Below are 18,000 nucleotides of genomic sequence, written 5' to 3' on the forward strand. Positions count from 1 at the left end.
CCGGACGGGCCGCCGCCGTTGGGGCCCGGGGCGGGCGGCGTGGGGGCGCCCATGCCGACCGTCGGAACCGCGTCGGTCGCGGGACCGCCGCGCGACCTGCGCGGCGCGAACCAGTCGCTCGTCTTCTCCTCGCGCTGCGGCGCGGGAGCAGCGGGCGCGGACGCCTCGGGGGCGGCGGGCGCGGAGCCCGTGTCCGCCGGGCCACCGTACGAGGAGGGCGCCGCTGGGCGACCGCCCTGCGTCGCGTCTGGCGCGGGGGCGGCGGGGCCCGTGTCGGCCCCCCTGCCGGCGCCGCTCTCCGGATTGGCGTCGACATCGCTCATCGGCGTCCGCATGACGACGGGCGGGATCGGCCGGGAGCCGGGGATGTTGATCCGGATCCGGGTCGTCAGCGTCGTCTCGGTCTTGGGTGACTCCGGGGCGCCCTGGTCGCCCGGCGGCGTCGGATCGGCGTCACCGGACGCCGCGCCCTGCGCGGGCGATCCGTACGGAGGCGTCCCCGACGGGTAGGCGGCAGCGCCGCGCCCCTGGGGCCCGGAGGACGAACTGTCAGTTTCACGGCTCAAGGCAGGTTCTCCCGGTTGGCTCCGCCGCCCGTCTCGACCTCTCGCGGGCTGCTCGGCGGCGCGCACCACCATACTGGCCGCCGCCGGAAGTCACTGTGCGACGGATGACGAATCCGGAACCGGACGCGCCGCACGACGACCCAAAGTGCTACGTCACTTCCCAAGTCGGGCGGTGGGCACGGGTGGTTGCCCCGGCAGCCAGAAGGTGGCACACATCACAGCGACAGCCATCCCTCCGAGGAGGAAGAGGTACGAGCCGACTCCCGCGCCGAACAAGAAGTCACCCTCGGGGCGGCTCGCGGTGAGCAGGATCACCGCGAGCACCCAGCCCGCCGCGGGCGCGATCGCCCCCGCGCGACCGCGCGCGATGCGCGCCCCTCCGTGGAACAGGCCGATCGCCCCGACGAGCGCGAGCAGCAACCCGCCCGGGAACCAGCCTCCTTGGACGAGCGCCCCGCCGACCGCGACGACCGCACCGAGGATGAAAAGGACAATCAGGGCGACAGTCCGCCCCGCTCCGAACCCGCTGAAACTGAAGGGCAGGTCGACGTTCTGCGCAGCCGACCCCGCGGGAGCCGCCTTGCCGCTGGACGCCGCGGCCCGCCCGTTCTTGTCGCCGCTCATCGCTCGGTCACTCCCTCAAGACCCTCGAACAGGTCCTTCTCGTACGGCGATCCGGGCTCGCCCCGCACCAACTCGTAGTACTCGATGTCGAACAGCGGCTGCGCGAGTCCGTTGGAGAGCGCGAAGACGGCGCCCGCCTCCGGCACGTCGACCTGGGTGGCGTGCGCGCGCATCGCGGCCGCCTTCCGCTCGACGTACGGCCGCCCGTCGACCGCCGCGGTGATCCGCTCGTCGTCGACGACGCCCGGCACGTCGTCCACCACGGCGGCGACGTCGAAAGGTGTGGCGTCGAGCACGCCCGCGAGCCACCGGAACCGCTCCTCGACGACCGTGCGCGGCACGCGGTTCCAGTAGACCTTGGCGATCGTGTGCGGCTCCCCGAGGTCGCGCCGGAAGGCGGTCTCGGCGGCGAGGTCGGCGGCGCGCATCGCGACGCGGTGGGCCTGGATGTGGTCGGGGTGCCCGTAGCCCCCGTCGGGGTCGTACGCGATCAGGACCTGCGGGCGGGTCTCGCGGATCACGGCGACGAGGTGGGCGGCGGCCTCGTCCAGATCGGTGGACCAGAAGGCGCCCTCCCGCTCGTTCTGCGGGGCGCCCATCATTCCGGAGTCGCGGAAACGCCCGGGGCCGCCCAGGAAGCGGTGGTCGGTGACGCCGAGCTCCTTCATGGCGGCGGCCAACTCGCCGATCCGGTGCGGGCCGAGGAGATCCTCCCGGTCCGGCGCGAGATGGGCCAGTTCGTCCGGAATGACCTCGCCCTCTTCGCCGAGCGTGCAGGTCACCAGCGTGACCTGGGCGCCTTCGGCGGCGTACTTGGCCATGGTGGCGCCGTTGTTGATCGACTCGTCGTCGGGGTGCGCATGCACGAGGAGCAGGCGCCTACCTGGCATTTCCGTCATGCCCACAGCCTAGAACGCCCCACTGACACGGTCAGAACTTGATGCCGCCGACCATGTCCGCCACGTTCGTCGTCAGCTGCTGGATCGTGGGGGCGATGGATGAACTCGCCAGGTAGAAACCCAGGAGCACACACACCACCGCGTGCCCCGCTTTCAATCCCGACTTCTTGATCAGGATGAAGACAATGATCGCGAACAGCACCACGGCCGAGATCGAGAGTGCCACAGCGGTCCTCCTCCAAAGTGATCCGGTCGCCGACGGACTCGTACCCACACAGTGCTAACGATCATAACTATCCGTACCCGCGCACGAGTCGCGATCGGGGAGCACACGATGCGACCGGGAGCGCACGGGGGCGCGCAGACCTCATCTCTCCCCAGGGCCCTCCTGGCGGATCCTGCTGGAGTCGCGGGCCCTGGCACGCACATCTGCGGCGTTGTCGGCACCGAATGTTCACGGCCGTCCGGACCCAGCCGGATCCGCCAGGAGGGCCCTAGGCTGCCTCAATGACCATCGAGACCTTCCCCCGTCAGCACGCGCGTACCCAGCGCTTCACGTTGGGGGCGCCGCGTGCCTTCACGGTGGCGCCGGACGGCGAGCGTGTCGTCTTTCTGCGTTCCTCCTCGGGTACCGATCGGGCGAACGCGCTGTGGGTGCTTGACGTGGCGGGTGGTCAGGAGCGGGTGGCCGCCGACCCGGTGGCCCTGCTCGGCGGGGCCGCGGAGAACCTGTCGGCCGAGGAGCGGGCCCGGCGCGAGCGCAGCCGCGAGGGCGGTGCGGGCATCGTGGGCTACGCGACGGACGCCGCCGCCGAGTTGGCCGCGTTCACCCTGTCGGGGCGCCTGTTCGCGGCCGAGCTGCGCGTCGGCACCGCGCGGGAACTGCGGGTCCCGGGACCCGTGTTGGACCCGCGCCCCTCCCCCGACGGACGGCACATCGCGTACGTCGCCCGGGGCGCGCTGCGGGTCGTCGGCGCGGAGGGCGAGGACGACCGGGCGCTCGCGGAGCCGGAGTCGGAGACCGTGACGTACGGCCTCGCGGAGTTCGCCGCGGCCGAGGAGATGTCCCGGTACCGCGGCCACTGGTGGTCACCCGATTCGGACCGCCTGCTCGTGGCCCGCGCCGACGACGCCGACGTACGGCGCTGGTGGATCGCCGACCCCGCGCACCCCGACCGGGTGCCGGCCCGCGTCGCCTACCCGCGCGCCGGCACGCCCAACGCCGACGTGCGCCTCTTCGCGTACGACCTCGAAGGCCACCGCACCGAGGTGACCTGGGACCGCAAGGCGTACCCGTACCTGGCCCGCGTGCACTGGTCGGCGGACGGCGCCCCGCTGCTCCTGGTCCAGGCCCGCGACCAGCGCAGCGCGCTCTACCTCGCGGCCAACACGGACGACGGCTCGACGCGGATGGTGCACGCCGACGAGGACGACGAGTGGCTGGAACTGCTGCCCGGCGTGCCCTGCTGGTCGCCGAGCGGACAGCTCGTGCGGATCGCCGACGAGGGGGGCGCACGGGTCCTCGCGGTGGGCGAGCGGCCGCTGACCGGGCCCCAGTTGCACGTCCGCGCGGTGCTCGACGTGGGCGCGAGCGACGTGCTCGTCTCCGCCTCGGCCGGGGTCGACGCCGCGTCGCCGGAGACCGGCGAGGTGCACGTCTACCGGGTCAACGAACTCGGCGTGCAGCGCGTGACCTCCACGCCCGGTGTGCACTCGGCGGTCCGCTCGGGCGACGTCACCGTCCTCGTGAGCGCCACACCCGATGGGCCCGGCGCACACGCGCGCGTGGAGCGCGAGGGCAGGACCCCCGAAAAGGCGGTCGACATCGCCTCGCACGCCGAGCGCCCGCTGCTCAGCCCGCGCGTCACCCTCACGGAGGCCGAGGGCATCCCGTGCGCCGTTCTCCTGCCCTCCTCCTACGAGGAGGGGGACGGTCCCCTTCCGGTCCTCATGGACCCCTATGGCGGCCCGCACGGGCAGCGCGTCGTGGCGGCCCACAACCCCCATCTGACCTCGCAGTGGTTCGCCGACCAGGGCTTCGCGGTGATCGTCGCGGACGGCCGGGGCACGCCCGGTGTCTCGCCCGGCCGCGAGAAGTCGATCCACGGTGACTTCACGCTCACCCTCGACGACCAGGTCACGGCGCTGCACGCGCTCGCAGAACGGTTCCCGCTCGACCTCTCCAAGGTCGCGATGCGCGGCTGGAGTTACGGCGGCTACCTGTCGGCGCTCGCCGTGCTGCGCCGCCCCGACGTCTTCCACGCGGGCATCGCGGGTGCCCCGGTCACGGACTGGCGGCTGTACGACACGCACTACACGGAGCGCTACCTGGGCGACCCGGCCGCGTCCCCCGAGACGTACGCGAAGAGCTCCCTGGTGACCGACGACGGGCTCACGGAGGCCGCCGAGCAGCACCGGCCGATGCTCATCGTGCACGGGCTCGCGGACGACAACGTGGTCGTGGCGCACGCCCTGCGGCTGTCCTCCGCACTGCTCGCGGACGGCCGCCCGCACGAGGTGCTCCCGCTGTCCGGCGTGACCCACATGACGCCCCAGGAGCAGGTCGCCGAGAACCTGCTGCTGCTCCAGGTCGACTTCCTGAAGCGGTCGTTGGGGCTGTAGCGCACGGCCACCGGGCCGGAGCGACATGCGCTCCGGCCCGGCTCACGGCACCCGCACGGCCGTACACGAGACACTCTGGCCGGGTCACATATCGGCACCGCGTCGGCCGGATTGCCTGCGTGTAAAGACCCGTCAGACCTCGGCGAAGTGGCAGGCCGAGGGGTGGCTCGCCGGGGTGTCGCCGCCCCGGAAGACCTCGGGCACGGCCAGCACCGGCTCCTCGTCCGCACAACGCTGCTGCGCCTTCCAGCAGCGGGTGCGGAAGTGACAGCCGGAGGGCGGGTTGGCGGGCGAGGGCACGTCGCCGGAGAGCAGGATGCGCTCGCGGCCCTCGCGCGCCTCCGGGTCGGGCACCGGCACCGCGGAGAGCAGCGCCTGCGTGTAGGGGTGCGTCGGGTAGTCGTAGATCTCGGCGTCCGAGCCGATCTCGGCGATGCGGCCCAGGTACATCACGCCGACCCGGTCGGAGATGTGCCGCACGATCGACAGGTCGTGGGCGATGAAGACGTACGAAAGGTCGAACTCGTTCTGGAGCCGGTCCAGGAGGTTGATCACCTGCGCCTGCACCGACACGTCGAGCGCGGACACCGGCTCGTCCGCGACGATGACCTCCGGGCGCAGCGCCAGCCCGCGCGCGATGCCGATGCGCTGGCGCTGGCCGCCGGAGAACTGGTGCGGGTACCGGTTGATGTACTCCGGGTTGAGCCCGACGACATCGAGGAGGTCCTGGACCTTCTTCCTGCGGTCGCCCTTCGGGGCCACCTCGGGATGGATCTCGTACGGCTCCCCGATGATGTCGCCGACCGTCATACGGGGGTTGAGCGACGTGTAGGGGTCCTGGAACACCATCTGGATGTTGCGCCGGACCGCCTTCAGGGCGCGGCCGGACAGCGTGGTGATGTCCTCGCCCTTGTACTTGATGACGCCGGCCGTCGGCCGCTCCAGGTTCACCAGCATCTTGGCGACCGTGGACTTGCCGCAGCCGGACTCCCCGACGATGCCGAGCGTCTCGCCCTGCCCGAGGTCGAAGTCCACCCCGTCGACGGCCTTCACCGAGCCGATCTGCTTCTTGACGAGGACGCCCTGGGTGAGCGGGTAGTGCTTGGTCAACCCGCGTACCTGGAGGAGGGGTTCGTGCCCCGAGGCCGAGCCGTTCTCCGCGTAGTCGTTCTCCGCCTGTGCCTTGTGGAGGAGGTGCTCGGCGATCCTGCCCTCGCGCTTCAGGTCGTCCTTGCTCACGTGCTTACCTTGCTGCGGCATCGAGCGTCTCCTTCCAGAAGTGGCAGGCGCTGCGGCGTTCTTCGGAGACGCGGGCAAGCGGCGGGACGTCCGTGCGGCACACGTCCTGGGCCATCGGGCAGCGCGGGTTGAAGGCGCAGCCGGGCGGGATGTGCATGAGGTTCGGCGGGAGCCCCTTGATGGCGAAGAGCTCCTGGCCCTTCTGGTCGAGGCGCGGGATCGACTCCAACAGGCCCTTGGTGTACGGGTGGGCGGGCGCCTTGTAGATCTCGTGCACCGGCGCCTGCTCGACGATCCGGCCCGCGTACATGACGGCGATCTTGTCGGCGACGTCCGCGACGACACCCAGGTCGTGCGTGATGAGGATCAGCCCCATGTTGAGCTCGCGCTGCAACTCGGCGAGGAGGTCCATGACCTGGGCCTGCACGGTGACGTCGAGGGCGGTCGTCGGCTCGTCGGCGATGATCAGCGAGGGCTCAAGGGCGAGCGCCATCGCGATCATGATGCGCTGGCGCATCCCGCCGGAGAACTGGTGCGGGTACTGGCTCACCCGCTCCTTCGCGGCCGGGATGCGCACCCGGTCCATCAGCTCGACGGCCCTGGCCCGCGCGTCCTTCTTGGACATCCCCTTGTGGACGACGAACAGCTCGCCGATCTGCTCCCCCACCGTGAGGACGGGGTTCAGCGACGACAGCGCGTCCTGGAAGATCATCGCCATCTCGGCGCCGCGGATCCTCCGCCGTTCCTCCTCCTTGAGGTTCAGCAGGTCCTTGTCCTTGAACAGGATCTCGCCACTGGCGATCCGGCCCGGCGGCATGTCGAGGATGCCCATCACGGCCTGCGCCGTGACGGACTTCCCGGAGCCGGACTCGCCGAGCACGGCGAGTGTCTCCCCCGCGTCGACGGTGTAGTTGACGCCGTTGACCGCCTTGGCGACTCCGTCGCGCGTACGGAACTCGACGTGCAGGTCGCGTACTTCCAGCAGAGCCATGTGCGGCTACCTCAGCTTGGGGTCGAGGGCGTCGCGCACCGCGTCGCCGAGCATGATGAACGCGAGCACCGTGAGGGCCAGCGCTCCCGCCGGGTACAGCAGCATGTGCGGGGCGTTGCGGATGTACGGGGCGGCGTTGGAGATGTCGATGCCCCAGGAGACCGCGGGCGGCTTGAGGCCGACGCCGAGGAACGAGAGCGTCGCCTCCAGGGCGATGTACGTGCCGAGCGCGATGGTCGCGACGACGATCACCGGGGCGATCGCGTTCGGCAGGATGTGGCGCAGCAGGATCCGGGAGTTGGAGGCGCCGAGGGTGCGCGCCGCGTGCACGTAGTCGTTCTCCTTGACCGTGATGACGGAGCCGCGGGCGATACGGGAGATCTGCGGCCAGCCGAGCAGCACGATGAACCCGACCACCGGCCACACCGTCGTCGAGGTCACCACGGACAGCAGGACGAGGCCGCCGAGGATGACCGGGATGCCGAAGAAGATGTCGGCGACGCGGGACAGCAGGGCGTCCGCCCACCGCCCGAAGAAGCCGGCGAGCGCGCCCAGGATCCCGCCGAGCAGCGCCACCCCGGCGGTAGCGCACACGCCGACGGTGATCGAGGCCCGGGCCCCGTACACGGTGCGCGTGTACACATCGCAGCCCTGCGCGTCGTAGCCGAAGGGATGCCCGGAGCTGGACGTGTCCTGGCCGTGGGCGAGGTCGCAGTCGTTGGGGTCGCCGCTCGCGAGCAGCTGCGGCCAGATCGCGACGATCACCAGGAACAGGATGATCAGCGCCGAGACGATGAAGACCGGATTGCGGCGCAGCGAGCGCCAGGCGTCCGACCACAGCGAGCGCGCGGGCCCCTCGGCGCCGCCGCCCTCGGGCGCGCCAGGAGTCAGCTGGGCCTCGACGGTGACCGGAGTGACGGGCTCAGGCATAGCGGATCCTCGGGTCAAGGACGGCGTAGAGCAGGTCGACGATGAGGTTGGCGAGCAGGAAGACGATCACCAGGACGGTCACGAAGCCGACCACGGTCGGCGAGGACTGGTGCAGGATGCCCTGGTAGAGCTGGTAGCCGACGCCGCGGATGTTGAAGATCCGCTCGGTCACGATGGCCCCGCCCATCAGGGCGCCGATGTCGGTGCCGATGAACGTGACCACCGGGATCAGCGAGTTGCGCAGCAGGTGCCGCCAGATGATGCGGCGCCGTGGCAGACCCTTGGCGACGGCGGTGCGGACGTAGTCGGAGCGGGCGTTCTCGGCGACGGACGTGCGGGTCAGCCGGGTCACGTACGCGAGGGAGACCGAGGCGAGGACGAGGCCCGGCAGGATCAGCTCGCTCAGCGGCGCCTCGTACGCCACCGAGGGCTTGACGATCCCCCACTGCATGCCGAACAAGAGCTGGGCGACGAGGCCGGTGACGAAGGTCGGCACGGAGATCACGACCAGGGTCAGGACGAGCACGCCCGTGTCGATGGGCTTGCCGCGGCGCAGACCGGTGATGACGCCGAGGCCGATGCCGATGACGATCTCGAAGACGATCGCCACGAACGTCAGCTTGATGGTGACGGGGTAGGCGCGCAGCATCAGATCGGAGACGGAGTCTCCGTTGAAGGCGGTGCCGAAGTCGCCCTGGAAGATGTTGCCGAGGTAGATCAGGTACTGCTGCACCAGCGGCTTGTCGAGGTGGAACTGCTCGCGCAGCGCCGCCTGGGTGGCCGGGTCGCAGGCCTTGTCGCCGCAGAGCGCCGCCGTCGGGTCACCCATGACGTTGACCATGAGGAAGATCAGCAGCGTGGTGCCGATGAACACCGGGATCATCTGCAGCAGCCGTCGGATCACATAACGCCCCACGGCACCTCCCTCACGTAACCCGAGCGGTCGTGGTTCTCAGTCATTGACGGTCATCTCCTCGAAGACCGGCACGCTGAAGGGGTTGAGCTTCACGTCGTGCACGCGGGTGCCGTAGACGGCGGTGCCGTTCTGGTACCAGAGCGGGATCGCCGGCAACTGCTCGGCGAGGATCCGCTCGGAGTCCTGGAAGTCCTTGATCGCGCTCTTCGGGTCCGGGTCCGCGTTGGCCTTGTTGATCAGCGCGTCGAACCGCTTGTCGCTCCACTTGCCGTCGTTGCTGGGGGCGCCCGTGGTGTAGACGGGCTGCAGGAAGTTCTGGATCAGCGGGTAGTCCATCTGCCAGCCGCTGCGGAACGGGCCGCTGAACTTGCCGCTCTGGATCTGCGTACGGAAGTCGGCGAAGGTGCCCACCGGGTTGCCGACGCAGGCCTTCGAGTTGCCCATGACCCGGTTGACGCTGTTGCAGATGGCGTCGATCCACTGCTTGTGGTTGCCGGTGTCGGCGTTGTAGCTGAGCACGAGCCTGCCGCCGGGGAAGCCACCGCCCTCGTCGATCAGCTGCTTGGCCTTCTTGGGGTTGTACTCGCAGCGGTCGCCGCAGATGTCGGGGTTGTAGCCGCCCTCGTCGCGGAGCACCGGGGACGTCCAGTCCTTGGCCGGGATCCGGGTCTTCTGGAAGATCTTGTCGGTGATCTGCTCGCGGTTGATGGCCAGCGAGATGCCCCGGCGGACCTTGAGGGCGTCGGCGGTGGCCCACTCCTTGTCGTACATGGGGAACATCAGCGTCTGGATGATGCCGGCCGGGGTGTTGATGTACCGGTTGTCGATGTCCTTGTGGAGGTTGCTGAGCTGCTCGGCGGGGACGGCGTCGGTCACGTCGAGCTGGCCGGCCACGACATCGGTGTACGCGGTGTTGTCGTCGGTGTAGACGAGCAGGTCGACGCCCTTGTTGCGGGGCTTGGTGCCGTTGTACTGGTCGTTGAGGCGCAGCTTCATGCGGCCGCCGCGCTCGTAGTCCGTGACCTCGTACGGGCCGTTGCCGAAGGGCTTCTCCAGCCAGGCGTCGTGGTCGGTGAAGAACTTCTTCGGCAGCGGCGAGAAGGCGGCGTAGCCGAGCATGTCGGGGAACAGCGAGAACTTCTGGTTCAGCTTGACCGTGAAGTGCGTGTCGTCGACGACCTTGAGCCCCGACAGCTTCTTCGCCGTGGGCTTCCCCTTGTCGGGGTGGACCTTGTCGTATCCGTCGATGTAGCCGAAGAAGTCGGCGCCGATCTGCGCGTTGGGCAGGTAGGCGGCGTAGTTCCAGGCGTCGACGAACGACTGCGAGGTGACCTTCGTGCCGTCCGCGAACTTCCAGCCGTCCTTCAGCGTGACCTTGAAGTTCTGCGCGTCGTCGCTGGAGATCGACTTGGCGACGGCGTACTCGGGCTCGGCGGTGTCGGGGTTGTAGAGCTTGAGCCCCCGGAAGATCATGTCGAGGACCTTGCCGCCGTTGACCTCGTTGGTGTTGGCGGGTTCCAGCGGGTTCTGCGGGTCGCCCCACTTCGCCCGCACGACACCCGACTCGGTGGCCGTGGCACCGCACGACGCGAGCCAGGGCACGGCCAGCACCAGGGCGGCGGCCAGAGCGCCGGTACGCAGGCCGAGGCGCATCAGGGTCCTCCAGAGGGCGGTACGGGGACGAGCCTTGGAGCTATTGGACCCGCGGAGGACCGGATACGCCTGTTATGTCACCCATCTGAGGGCGGGGCAGCGGGGAGGTCGCCGTCACTCCCCCGCACCGGGCACGTCGGCCCGCAATCGGAGATCGACCCAGGGAATCGTCTCGCCCGGCAGCACATACTCCTCGATCACGACGAACCCACGCTGCCGCGCGAAACGAAGACCGTCCTCGTTGGACGTCAGCACCACCGTCTCGATGTCCTCGGCGCCGAGCTCCCTCGCCTGCGCGAGAGCACGCTCGTACAACTGCACGCCGTAGCCCCGACCACGATGGTCGGGGAGGACGCGGGCGATGACGGTCGCCGCCGGCGTCTCGCTCGTGGGCGGGCGCACGGTCGTGCAGCCGATGAGGGTGTCGTCGAGATGGGCGACTTCCAGAACGTTGCGCCCGGAACGCTCGCGTACGTCGTCGAGGGACAGGTGGTGCGTGGGGATGACGTGGTTGTGGACGTGCCGCCAGGCGTGGGCCGAGGCGTCGCCGTTCACCTTTTCGATGCGGATGCTGGACATCGGGCCAGCAAAGCCCCGGGGATGATCCTCGTCAACGGTCGGCTTCTCGGGACGCGGCAGCCTCCGCAAGAGGACGGAACACGCCCGGACATGCCGGCGCCCGGTCCCGGTGAGAACACCGGGGCCGGGCGTCGGGCGGGTTTCAGGACTTGTCGTCGCTCTCGAGGGCCGCGAGGGCCGGGTCGAGGACGATGTCCTCGGCACGCGCCTCGATGGTCGGCTCCTCAGGGAAGTGGCAGGCCGTGAGGTGCCCGGACCTGTTGCCGGAGATCTGGACCAGAGGGGGTTCCTCCGTGGCGCACTTGTCCTGCGCCTTCCAGCACCGCGTGCGGAACCGGCAGCCGGACGGCGGCATGATCGGGGAGGGCACGTCGCCCTCCAGCCGGATCCGCTCCCGCTTCTCGACGTCGAGGTCCGCCTCCGGCACGGCCGACATCAGCGCGTGCGTGTACGGGTGACGCGGGCGGTTGTAGAGCGAGTCGCGGTCCGCGATCTCCATGATCTTGCCGAGGTACATCACGGCGACGCGCTGCGAGAAGTGCCGCACGATGGCCAGGTCGTGGGCGATGAAGACGAACGCGATGCCCATCTCCCGCTGAACCTTCTGGAGGAGGTTCACGACCTGCGCCTGGATCGACACGTCGAGCGCCGAGACGGGCTCGTCGGCGACGATCAGCTTCGGCTCCAGGGCCACCGCGCGGGCGACCCCGATGCGCTGACGCTGACCGCCGGAGAACTCGTGCGGGAAGCGGTTGTAGTGCTCCGGGTTCAGGCCCACGATCTCCAGGAGTTCGCGTACGCGCGCCTCCCGGCCACCGGGCGGGTTGATCCCGTTGATCTCCATCGGTCCCGCGATGATCGAACCGACCGTCTGCCGCGGGTTCAGGGACGCGTACGGGTCCTGGAAGATCATCTGGATCTCGGACCTGATCGGCGCCAGCTGCCTGCGGGTCGCGTGGCTGATGTCCTGGCCCTTGTACGTGATCGTGCCCTGCGTGGGCTCGTACAGGCGGGTCAGGAGGCGGCCCGTGGTCGACTTGCCGCAGCCGGACTCGCCGACGAGGCCCAGGCTCTCACCCTCGTAGACCTCGAAGTCCACGCCGTCGACGGCCTTGACCGCACCGACGGTGCGGCGGATCGGGAAGCCGCCCTTGATCGGGAAGTGCTTCCGCAGATCCCGGACCTGGAGCAGCGGCGCGGTGTCGCTGTCGCGCTGGCCGGGGATCGCGTCGGCGACCGCCGTAGTGGTGTTGGTGTTGTTGTCGCTCATGGTCATGCCCCAGTCGCCGGTTTCAGCTCAGCCCAGCCGGGGCTGAATCGTCTCGATGAACACCTGCTGCTTCTGGTCCGCCGTCAGGTGACAGGCGGAGCCGCGCCCGTCCGGGAGCTGCGGTCGCTCGCCCGAGCAGCGATCGCCCGTCACCTTGTCGGTGAAGGCGCAGCGCGGGTGGAACGGGCAGCCCGAGGGCGGATTGAGCAGCGACGGCGGCGAGCCGGGGATCGGCATCAGCGGCTCGTCGATGTCCGAGGTCAGGCGCGGCATCGAACCCAACAGGCCCCAGGTGTAAGGGTGCTGGGGCTGCTTGAGCACCTCGCGCACGCTGCCGCGCTCGACGGCCCGGCCCGCGTACATCACGAGCAGGTCGTCGGCCATGTTCGCGACGACGCCCAGGTCGTGGGTGATCATGATGATCGCGGAGCCGAACTCCTGCTGCAGGTCCTTGAGCAGGTCGAGGATCTGCGCCTGGACCGTCACGTCGAGGGCCGTGGTCGGCTCGTCGGCGATGAGCAGCTCGGGGTTGCAGGCGAGCGACATGGCGATCATGGCGCGCTGGCGCATACCGCCGGAGAACTGGTGCGGGTAGTCGTCGACGCGCTGCTTGGGCTGCGGGATGCCGACCTTTTCGAGCATCTCGATGGCACGGTCCCGGCCCTCCTTCTTGGAGGCTCCGGTGTGCTTGCGGAACGGTTCGGCGATCTGCCGCCCCACCGTGTAGTACGGCGACAGGGCGGTCAGCGAGTCCTGGAAGATCATCGCCATCTTGTTGCCGCGGAGCTTCTCCATCTCGGGCTCCGTGGCGGTGAGAAGCTCCTTGCCGTCAAAGAGGATCTCGCCGTCGATGGTGGTGTTCTTCTTGGGGTGCAGGCCGAGCACGGTCAGGTTGGTGACCGACTTGCCGGAACCGGACTCGCCGACGATGCCGAGCGTCTTGCCGCGCTCGAGGTCGAAGGAGAGGCCGTCCACCGCCTTGACGGCGCCGTCCTCTGTGGAGAACTGCACCCGCAGGTCGCGTACCGAGAGGAACGCGTCGGAACCGGTCGGGGCCGGGGCGTCCTCGGGCTTGGTGAGTGTGGTCACGGGGGTTCTCCTAGGACAGCCGCACGCGCGGGTCGATCACGGCGTACAGGGCGTCCACGACGATATTGCAGAGGATGATGAAGGCGGCGCTGACGATCATCACGCCCATGAGGACGGGCAGGTCCTTGCCGGTGACCGAATCGATCGCCAGCCGGCCCATGCCCGAGAGGTTGAAGGTCAGCTCGGTGACCATGCCGCCGCTGAGCAGCGAGGCGATGTCCATGCCGAGGATGGTGATGATCGGGATGAGCGAGCCGCGCCAGGCGTACCGGAAGAAGACGAAGCGACTGCTCATGCCCTTGGCCTTGGCGGCCCTGACGTGCTCCTCCTGGAGCTGCTCGATCATCGAGGAGCGCGACATACGCGTGTAGTTGGCGGTGAAGATCGTCGCCATCACGATCCAGGGGATCAGCAGGCCCATGAACCAGGACGCCGGGTTCTCCCAGAACGACACGTACTTGGGCGCCTTCAGCCAGCCGGTGCTGTAGACGAAGATGCCCAGCACGATCGGGCCGAGCAGGTAGATCTGGAACGAGCTGGTCACCAGGGAGGCGCCGGAGAAGAGCTTGTCGATCCAGGTGCCGCGGAAGCGGGCGGCGGTCAGACCGGCCCCCAGACCGACGATGAGGAAGACGACCAGGCCGCCGAGCATGAGCGAGAGCGTCAGCGGGAGACGGTCCATCATCGTGTCCCAGACCATCTGGTTGTTCCGGAACGAGACGCCGAAGCACGGGGCGTCGCAGTGGCCCACCGCGAAGTCACGGCCGACGAAGATCCCCCTGAGGAACTCCCAGTACTGCACCGGAAGCGGCTTGTCGAGCCCCAGGTTCTTGTGAATGAGCGCCAGCGCGTCCGGGGTGCAGTTCTTGCCGCACGCGAGCGTCGCCGGGTCCTGTGGGATGGCGAAGTACATGAAGAACGTGAAGGCGCTGATCAGCAGAAGGATGAGTGCTGCGCCAGACGTCCGGCGTATGAGAAATCGAAGCATGGCAGAAAGCTGCTCTCAGGACGGCGGCGGTGGGAGACCAGGAGGGGATTGTGCGGCGGCCCGGGGGCGAGGGCTCCGCCGCGCCCTCGCCCCCGGGAACTGCCTTGTGCGAACTACTTCTTGAGGAAGATCCGCGTCGGGTCGGTGTAGTTGGTCACCGACGAGTAGCGCAGGCCGCCCACGTTGGAGCCGGCGATCTGGAAGATCTTGGTGTAGTAGATCGGGGCGGCCGGGTTGATCTTCGTCGAGATGTACTCGGAGAGCTTCGCGTACTCCTTGGCGCGCTCGGCCGCGTCCGCGATCTTCTGGATGCGGGCGCTCTCGGCGTTCACGTGCTTGTCGTTCACGTGGGAGTAGTTGGAGGCGCCGTCCTGGATGTTGGCACCGTCGTAGGACGGCGGGAAGACGGTGTTGCCGTCGGCCCAGTCCTGGCCCCAGCCGGTCATGTACAGGTCCATGCCGTTCTTGACCTTGCCCATCTGCTCGTACCAGGTGGCTTGGTCAACTTCCTTCTTCTGGATGTCGAGCCCGATCTTCTCCAGGTTGTTGATGATCAGGTTCGCCTGCGTGACGCGGACGGGGACGTTGGCGTAGGCGTAGACGAGCTTCTTGCCCTTGGCGCCGGCCTCGTCGATGAGCTTCTTGGCCTTCTCGATGTCGCCGTTCGCCTTCTTGGCCCGGTTGAACGGGTCGAACTTCTCGTCGTAGCCCGGAGTGGAGGGCGACGTCAGCGAGTTGGCGGCGTCACCGCCGTAGGCGCCGCCGTCGGCGTGACCGGCCGCGGTGGCCGGGATCGCCAGGGCGATGGCATCGCGGATCTTCTTGTCCTTGATGCGGTCCATGTTCATGTTCAGCTGCCACACGTACGGGCCGTAGCCCTGCACCGTGCGCTTCATGACCTTCTTGTCGGTCGTGATCTTCTGCAGCTGAGTGGCGTCGATCTGGCCGGAGAACATGACGGCGTTCTTGGCCTCACCGCGGTCGGCCAGGATCGTCTTGGTCTGGTCGGCCTTGGAGACGTTGTAGTCGATGTTGAACCCGTCCACGTAGTTGTGGCGCATCGGGTCCGTCTTCTCGTCCCACTGGTCGTTGCGGACGAGCTTGAGGCTCTTGCCCGGCTTGTAGGCGGAGATCTTGTACGGGCCGGTGGCGACCGGCTTCTGGTCGTACTTCTGCTTGGTGTCCGTCTTCTCGGGCACGACCGAGTACGCCGCCATGGCCAGGGCCTGCGGGGCGTCGGTGTGGGCTTCCTTGAAGTGGAAGACGATGGTCTTGTCGTCCGGCGTGTCCAGGACCGAGTCCGGCAGGTGCTTGCCCTTGTAGGGGCCGGCGTACGCCTTGCGGTACGAGGTGCCGGAGCCGGACAGCCACTGCTGGATGTACGTCGGACCGTCCGTCAGGAACGAGGAGTACAGGCGCTCGATGGAGTGGCGGATGTCGGCCGAGGTGATGGTGCGGCCGTTCTCGTCCTTGACCCCGTCCTTCAGCTCGAAGGTCCAGGTCTTGCCGCCGTCCGAGGACTTGCCCGCGTCCTTGGCGAGGTCACCGACGACCGTCTGGGTGCCCTTGTCGTCCTCGGTGTACGTGGTCAGGCCGCGGTAGAGGAGCTTGGAGAGCAGACCGGCGTCGGAGACGTATATCTGGCCCGGGTCCAGGTGCGAGAAGTCGGTCTCCTGGTAGACCTGGGCGAAGCCGCCCTTCTTGGCGCCCGGGACCGCCTTGGCCGGGCCGACGGACTGCTGCGCGGTACCCATGACGACCGGCTTGGCCTGGGCCTTCGCGTCGTCCTTGGACTTGCCCACGGACTTGTCGTTGTCGTTGCTGCCACTGCTGCAACCGGTCAGCGTGAGGGCGCCGACAGCGGCGGCGACGATCGTCGCCTGCGCCGTGCGCGAACGAAGGATGCTCATGGAGTTGAATCCACCTGCCTGTGAGTAGTGATCCTTGTGTGCTGCCTGACGCATCCGGCTGTGTCGGTCCGGCGCCCGGGTGGCAGCGACCCTCGGTGAGGCCTGCTCAGCGTCCGGTCTTGGGATCGAACGCGTCCCGGACCGAGTCACCGAAGAGGTTGAACGCCACGAAGAAAACGACCATGGCGACACCCGGGAAGTACAAGTAGGTCGGGTCCACCTCGTAGATCTTCGCCGCGGTAGCGAACATCAAGCCCCAGTCGGGCGTGGGGTCTTGGTAGCCGACGCCGACGAAGGAGAGGAAGGCGACCGAGAGGATGGTGCTGGGAAGCAGGTAGGTGCCCTGCACGATGATCGGCGTCACCAGGTTGGGCAGCAACTCCTTGCGGATGATCCGCCAGGGCGAGGCGCCCGCGACCTTCGCCGCCTCCACGAACTCCCGCTCGCGCAGCGACAGCGTCACCGCACGCACCAGGCGGGCCAGGGTCATCCAGGTGAGCATCCACATGATGCCGGTGATGGCGAGGAAGCGGACGTAGACCGGCGTCTCCTCGTCGGGAGCCACGAAGACGGTGACGATGACGGGCATGGCCGCGACCATGAACAGCTGGTTGGGCAGCGCCATCATGAAGTCGGTGAGGCGGCCGAGCCAGTAGTCGATCTTGCCGCCGAAGTAGCCGGCCGCGAGGCCGATCACGACGCCGAGGAGCACCATGCCGATCGTCGCGCACAGGGCGGTGTAGAGCGACGTACGCATGCCGTAGAGCAGATACGCGAAGACGTCGCGCCCGTAGTTCGGGTCGATGCCGAACCAGTGCTCCGGCGACATGCCGCCGTTGGGACCTGCCGGCAGGTTGAACTCGTTGAGGAGCGTGGGGTCGTCCTGGCCGTAGAAGGTGTACGGGTCCTGGCCGTACAGCTTGCAGATGACCGGGGCGAGCGCGGCTATCACGAAGAAGGCCAGAACGATCCAGGCGGATATGACGCCCGTCCTGTCCCGCTTGAAGCGCCGCCACATCAACTGGCCGGGGCTGCGCCCCTCGAGCTTCTTGGGCTCCTTCGCGTCGCCCTGCGGCGCGCTCTCCTTGTCCAAGGCGGAAGAGGTCTCGGCGCCCTCAATCTCGATTGGACTTGTCATGATTCGTCCATTTCACAGGTGTTGGAAGCCGTCGGAAGGTAAAAACGATCCGGCGGCCGTCGCACGGCGTACGTCACTCGAAGCGCGCGAGAGGGACTGACGACTGGGGTGAGCCCACCCCTGAGGAAGTGTCAAAAGCTGTCGCAGCGCCGGATCGTCACCTCGGCCGCCGGCGTGGGACTGAACACTCCCGCGGGGCCAACACCTGCTGTCCTGGACGATGCGACCCATATGGCGCATGCGGCACCTTGCATGGGTTCCTCCTCATGAGTCCACTCGTTCACTGCAAGTGGAGGCAGAAGATCGCCAACCGGCCGACACCCCTGACGGCGAAGTTGACGCTGCCTCAGTGCGCTCGCGAGTCGCCGCCCCCCCATTAGCGCGTGACCCTTTGACCCGAGCTCTACGCGGACCACTATTAGCCACAGTCGCTGTCGCGACCACACTCTTTTGGTCTCGGTTCGATCACACCTGATGCGTACTTCTCCCAAAATCCGGACAAACAGATCCGAGATAGAGGGCCACGAAACGGACGTGTTACATACCTATCGACCACCGGCGTCCGCATTCCGGACTGCGGGATGGA

At 68.4% G+C, this 18,000-nt stretch carries 15 protein-coding genes and 1 pseudogene; 1 reads left to right on the forward strand and 15 read right to left on the reverse strand.

Features of this window, described 5'->3' with window-relative positions; all coding sequences use genetic code 11:
* The 4 genes and pseudogenes from OKJ99_RS26520 to OKJ99_RS26535 form a co-directional block, all read right to left on the reverse strand.
* Positions 1–566: pseudogene (locus OKJ99_RS26520) on the reverse strand (hypothetical protein); the annotation flags it as partial.
* A gap of 153 nt (positions 567–719) precedes the next feature.
* Positions 720–1,190 (reverse strand): DUF6113 family protein, encoded by a 471-nt coding sequence (locus OKJ99_RS26525; RefSeq protein ID WP_326020054.1) that lies wholly within the window; start codon positions 1,188–1,190, stop codon positions 720–722.
* Positions 1,187–2,089, reverse strand: coding sequence for an N-acetyl-1-D-myo-inositol-2-amino-2-deoxy-alpha-D-glucopyranoside deacetylase (gene mshB, locus OKJ99_RS26530; RefSeq protein WP_326020055.1), 903 nt, complete (start codon positions 2,087–2,089; stop codon positions 1,187–1,189). Before mshB ends, OKJ99_RS26525 begins: the two co-directional genes overlap by 4 nt.
* 31 nt (positions 2,090–2,120) lie before the next feature.
* Positions 2,121–2,315, reverse strand: a complete 195-nt coding sequence (locus tag OKJ99_RS26535; RefSeq protein ID WP_326020056.1) for a hypothetical protein — start codon at positions 2,313–2,315, stop codon at positions 2,121–2,123.
* Between the two features lie 281 nt (positions 2,316–2,596).
* On the opposite strand from OKJ99_RS26535, the gene OKJ99_RS26540 reads away from it, so the two are divergent.
* Positions 2,597–4,711, forward strand: a complete 2,115-nt coding sequence (locus tag OKJ99_RS26540) for a S9 family peptidase (RefSeq protein ID WP_326020057.1) — start codon at positions 2,597–2,599, stop codon at positions 4,709–4,711.
* A 132-nt stretch (positions 4,712–4,843) separates the two neighbouring features.
* Here the strand turns inward: OKJ99_RS26540 and OKJ99_RS26545 are convergent, their stop codons facing one another.
* The 11 genes from OKJ99_RS26545 to OKJ99_RS26595 all read right to left on the reverse strand — a co-directional run bounded on the left by OKJ99_RS26545 (position 4,844) and on the right by OKJ99_RS26595 (position 17,414).
* Positions 4,844–5,971, reverse strand: a complete 1,128-nt coding sequence (locus tag OKJ99_RS26545) for an ABC transporter ATP-binding protein (RefSeq protein WP_326020058.1) — start codon at positions 5,969–5,971, stop codon at positions 4,844–4,846.
* Complete coding sequence (locus tag OKJ99_RS26550; RefSeq protein ID WP_326020059.1) at positions 5,955–6,941, reverse strand: ABC transporter ATP-binding protein; 987 nt, start codon at positions 6,939–6,941, stop codon at positions 5,955–5,957. The genes OKJ99_RS26545 and OKJ99_RS26550 overlap by 17 nt, the downstream gene beginning before the upstream one ends.
* Positions 6,942–6,947: 6 nt before the next feature.
* Positions 6,948–7,871, reverse strand: coding sequence for an ABC transporter permease (locus tag OKJ99_RS26555; protein WP_326020060.1), 924 nt, complete (start codon positions 7,869–7,871; stop codon positions 6,948–6,950).
* Positions 7,864–8,787, reverse strand: coding sequence for an ABC transporter permease (locus OKJ99_RS26560; protein WP_326020061.1), 924 nt, complete (start codon positions 8,785–8,787; stop codon positions 7,864–7,866). Before OKJ99_RS26560 ends, OKJ99_RS26555 begins: the two co-directional genes overlap by 8 nt.
* A 36-nt stretch (positions 8,788–8,823) precedes the next feature.
* Positions 8,824–10,440 (reverse strand): peptide ABC transporter substrate-binding protein, encoded by a 1,617-nt coding sequence (locus OKJ99_RS26565; protein WP_326020062.1) that lies wholly within the window; start codon positions 10,438–10,440, stop codon positions 8,824–8,826.
* 114 nt (positions 10,441–10,554) lie between these two features.
* Complete coding sequence (locus OKJ99_RS26570) at positions 10,555–11,019, reverse strand: GNAT family N-acetyltransferase (RefSeq protein WP_326020063.1); 465 nt, start codon at positions 11,017–11,019, stop codon at positions 10,555–10,557.
* Positions 11,020–11,161: 142 nt separating this feature from the next.
* Positions 11,162–12,289 (reverse strand): ABC transporter ATP-binding protein, encoded by a 1,128-nt coding sequence (locus OKJ99_RS26575; protein ID WP_326020064.1) that lies wholly within the window; start codon positions 12,287–12,289, stop codon positions 11,162–11,164.
* Positions 12,290–12,316: 27 nt separating this feature from the next.
* Positions 12,317–13,378: an ABC transporter ATP-binding protein gene (locus tag OKJ99_RS26580; protein ID WP_326020065.1), complete on the reverse strand. Its 1,062-nt coding sequence runs from the start codon at positions 13,376–13,378 to the stop codon at positions 12,317–12,319.
* A gap of 10 nt (positions 13,379–13,388) precedes the next feature.
* On the reverse strand, positions 13,389–14,366 hold the full coding sequence (locus OKJ99_RS26585; protein WP_326020066.1) for an ABC transporter permease: 978 nt from the start codon (positions 14,364–14,366) through the stop codon (positions 13,389–13,391).
* Positions 14,367–14,479: 113 nt separating this feature from the next.
* Entirely contained in the window at positions 14,480–16,276 is a 1,797-nt protein-coding gene (locus tag OKJ99_RS26590; RefSeq protein ID WP_326020067.1) for an ABC transporter substrate-binding protein, read from the reverse strand.
* Positions 16,277–16,382: 106 nt separating this feature from the next.
* Positions 16,383–17,414, reverse strand: a complete 1,032-nt coding sequence (locus OKJ99_RS26595; protein WP_326020068.1) for an ABC transporter permease — start codon at positions 17,412–17,414, stop codon at positions 16,383–16,385.
* Positions 17,415–18,000 lie beyond the last annotated feature (586 nt).

This window comes from Streptomyces endophyticus (genome assembly GCF_035798155.1).
GTDB lineage: Bacteria > Actinomycetota > Actinomycetes > Streptomycetales > Streptomycetaceae > Streptomyces > Streptomyces endophyticus.